Source organism: Nitratireductor sp. GZWM139, from assembly GCF_030068685.1.
Lineage (GTDB): Bacteria > Pseudomonadota > Alphaproteobacteria > Rhizobiales > Rhizobiaceae > Nitratireductor > Nitratireductor aquimarinus.
This window is the reverse complement of sequence record NZ_JAMQML010000042.1, coordinates 1-3,402: the sequence shown is the minus strand read 5'-3', so window position 1 is coordinate 3,402 and position 3,402 is coordinate 1. Positions and strand designations below refer to the sequence as shown.

Genomic DNA, 3,402 nt, shown 5'->3' with positions numbered 1-3,402 from the left:
GGGGCGACGGCCCTGCTGCGCGACGACATCGGACGCCTCGCGGTCGGGGCGAAAGCCGACCTCGTCCTTGTCGATCTGAGCGAGCGCTGGATGCAGCCGGTGCGTGATCCACTTCGCTGCCTGCTCTTCCATGCGGCAGACAGAGCCGTTCGCCACGTCTTCGTCGACGGGCGGCAAGTGGTGCGCGATGGCGAGGTGGTCACGCTCGATCACCGTGGCGCGCTCGCCACGCTTGTGAAAGATCAGCGAAGGATGGAAGAGATGGTGCCGGGACTGGATCCGCGCGGCCGCGCTTCGCTTGACATTGCGCCCCTTTCCCTGCCTTGGGCAGCCGGGCCGTGAAGGAGGGACTATGACGACCATCAAAGGCGCCTCCGTCAGGTGCGAGAACCTGCAGAAGGCCTTCGGCACGGTGAAGGCCGTCGACGATGTGAGCTTCGACATCAGTGGCGGCGAGTTCATCACCCTGCTCGGGCCGAGCGGCTCGGGCAAGACCACCACGTTGATGATGATCGCCGGCTTCGAGGTGCCGACGGGCGGCGACATCCTCATCAACGACACGAGCGTCGCTACGGTGCAGCCCCGCAGCCGGAACATCGGCATGATCTTCCAGAATTATGCGTTGTTCCCGCACATGTCCGTCTATCAGAATGTCGCCTTCCCCCTGAGGATGCGCGGACGCGATGAGGAGGAAACGCGGCGGCGGGTTCGCGTGGCGCTGGAGACGGTCGGCCTCACCGGCTACGACAGCCGCTTCCCGCGTCAGCTCTCCGGCGGCCAGCAGCAGCGTGTCGCCTTCGCCAGGGCCATCGTCTTCGACGCGCCGCTGCTGCTCATGGACGAGCCGCTCGGCGCTCTGGACAAGCAGCTCCGCCAGAAGCTGCAGATCGAGGTGAAGCGGATCCAGCGCGATCTCGGTGTGACTGTGATCTACGTCACCCATGACCAGGAGGAAGCCCTGGTCATGTCGGATCGCGTCATTCTGATGAACGAGGCGCGGATTGCGCAGATGGGCACGCCCTCCGATCTCTATGATCGCCCGGTCGACAGTTTCGTTGCCAGTTTCCTTGGTGAATCGAACATGCTGGAGGGCAAGATCGAGCAGGTTTCGGCAAACGAGGGCAGCATGATGCTGAACGGAAACAAGATGGTCGGTCAGCTTGCCGGCCAGTTTAGCGCCGGCGACGACGCGCTGATCGTTGTCAGGCCGGAAAAGATGTGGTTCGCGGACGACGAGAATGACGGGCGTACGAACCGGCTGTCCGGGCGGGTCATCGAAGCCATCTATGTCGGGGACCACCATCGGGTCGTCGTCGGCCTCGATGGGAGAGAGCCGCTGATCGTCAAGCATCCTACCCAGTTCGGCCAACGGCAGGTGAGCCCCGGTGAAACGGTGGAGCTTGCCTGGCACCCCGCCGACACCCGGATTCTCAGGGCGCCCGTCTCATGACGGATACGGTCCAGCCCTCCTCCCATGACGCGATGAGCTTCTCCACCGAGGAGCAGCGCCGGCGCATGTACCGGCGCATTGCGCGCTCGCAGCAGCTTCGCTACGCTCTTCTCGTCGTGCCGCTCATCCTCTACCTGCTGGTCTTCTACATCTATCCCGTTGCCGCGATGCTGGCCGACAGCGTGATCGGCCCGCAAGGGCTGACGCTGCAATATTTCGCCCGCATGGCGGAAACCCCGATCTACTGGCGCGTGTTCAGTGGTACCGTGTGGCTGGCGGTGATCACCACCCTGGTCTGCCTCGTCCTCGCCTACCCGCTCGCCTATGCGATGAGCCGTGCCTCGCCTACCCGCGCAATGGTGATGTTCGCGCTCGTGCTGCTGCCGTTCTGGACGAGTATCCTCGTGCGGTCCTATGCCTGGATGGTGCTTCTGGGACGCAACGGCATCTTCAACGACTGGCTGATGCGGGCCGGCCTGACCACCGAGCCGCTCAACATGCTCTACACGACCTTTGCCGTCTATGTGTCCATGGTCTACGTGCTGCTGCCCTTCATGATCCTTCCGCTCTACTCCGTGCTGCGCAGCATCGACTCGACGCTTCTGCGGGCTGCCGAGGGGATGGGCGCATCGAGGGGCAAGATCTTTCTTCACGTGGTGGCGCCGCTGTCGAAACCGGGCGTGGCGGCCGGCTGTCTCGTCGTGTTCATCCTGGCCTTGGGCTTCTACATCACGCCGGCGCTCCTGGGCGGGCAGAGGGACGTGACGATCGCGATGCTGATCGCGCAGCAACTGGACATGTATGAATGGAACTTCGCCGCCGTTCTGGCGTCGCTTCTGCTTTTCTTCTCCCTGCTCGTGTTCGCCATCTTCGACAGGATGATCGGTATCGAACGGATGTTTGTGCGATGACGTATTCTCACCAAACCGCTGGCCGCCGTTCCCTCGGCACCTGGCTGTCGCGCAATGCCGGCAATGTGCTGCTTGAACTGACCGCGGGCACGATCATGCTCTTCCTGGTCGCGCCCATTCTCGTGATCGTCATAGTTTCCTTTTCCTCGGCTAACTATCTGTCGTTTCCGCCGTCGGGATTCAGCTTGCGCTGGTATGTCGACTACCTGAACCAGCCGGGCTGGGTCGATGCGACGATCCTCAGTGTCTGGACGGCGGCCTGCGTCACCGTCATCGCGACCATACTCGGCACTGCCGCTTCCATCGGCATGGTACGCGGACGCTTCCCCGGCAAGCGCATCATCAATGCCTGCATTCTGTCGCCGCTGATCGTGCCGGGGATCGTCGTCGCCATCGCCGTGTATTTCTTCTATGTCCGCATCGGCCTGATCGGCTCGCCGCTTGCAATCATAGCGGCCCACAGCGCGCTGGCCGCGCCCTTCGTCGTGCTCAACGTGACGGCGACCCTTTACGGCTTCAATGAAAGGCTCGAGCACGCTGCACAGAACCTGGGCGCGACACGCTGGCAGACGTTCCGATACATAACGCTTCCGATAATAAGACCCGGGATCGTGGCTGGAGCCCTGCTGGCATTCGTGACTTCATTCGACGAACTCATCGTCGCACTCTTTGTGTCGGGAACGGGGGCCGTTACATTGCCGAGGAAAATGTGGGACAGCATCCGCTTCGGCCTTGAACCCACCATCGCGTCGGTTTCTGTATTGACGATCATCGTTTCGGTTCTCGCATTCTTGTCGGCCGAATTGCTTCGGAGGCGAACCTTGAGGATGATGGCGAAAGAGGGCTGAGCAACGGCCTGATGCCCGGGCTACACTCGACATTACCGAACGGCGCGACTTGCGTCATGTCGGGGAGCAGGACTATTGCTGGCCGACTGGAAGTCCAGGAGGACTTGACTTGATTTCTGACAATGGGGCAGAAAATTCTGTTCACAAGAGAACGGATATCGTGGCGCTCGAGCTTCTCAGCGGCAGTTCGAAG

Annotated in this window: 4 protein-coding genes; all 4 read left to right on the top strand. The window is 62.1% G+C overall.

The annotated features are described in order from the left end of the window. The coding region (locus NDI72_RS21750) for an amidohydrolase family protein (protein WP_283801774.1) at positions 1 to 342 on the top strand (342 nt) is incomplete at its 5' end. Between the two features lie 10 nt (positions 343 to 352). After that, entirely contained in the window at positions 353 to 1,450 is a 1,098-nt protein-coding gene (locus NDI72_RS21745) for an ABC transporter ATP-binding protein (protein WP_283801773.1), read from the top strand. Beyond that, positions 1,447 to 2,361 carry an ABC transporter permease gene (locus NDI72_RS21740; RefSeq protein WP_283801772.1) on the top strand — a complete coding sequence of 305 codons (915 nt, stop codon included), beginning with the start codon at positions 1,447 to 1,449 and terminating at the stop codon, positions 2,359 to 2,361. Before NDI72_RS21745 ends, NDI72_RS21740 begins: the two co-directional genes overlap by 4 nt. Next, positions 2,358 to 3,209, top strand: a complete 852-nt coding sequence (locus tag NDI72_RS21735) for an ABC transporter permease (protein WP_283801771.1) — start codon at positions 2,358 to 2,360, stop codon at positions 3,207 to 3,209. Before NDI72_RS21740 ends, NDI72_RS21735 begins: the two co-directional genes overlap by 4 nt. Positions 3,210 to 3,402 lie beyond the last annotated feature (193 nt).

What these genes read in the sequence shown, in the direction of transcription:
- NDI72_RS21735 (WP_283801771.1), top strand. Translation starts at nt 2,358, where the DNA reads ATGACGTATTCTCACCAAACCGCTGGCCGCCGTTCCCTCGGCACCTGG.
- NDI72_RS21745 (WP_283801773.1), top strand. Translation starts at nt 353, where the DNA reads ATGACGACCATCAAAGGCGCCTCCGTCAGGTGCGAGAACCTGCAGAAG.
- NDI72_RS21740 (WP_283801772.1), top strand. Translation starts at nt 1,447, where the DNA reads ATGACGGATACGGTCCAGCCCTCCTCCCATGACGCGATGAGCTTCTCC.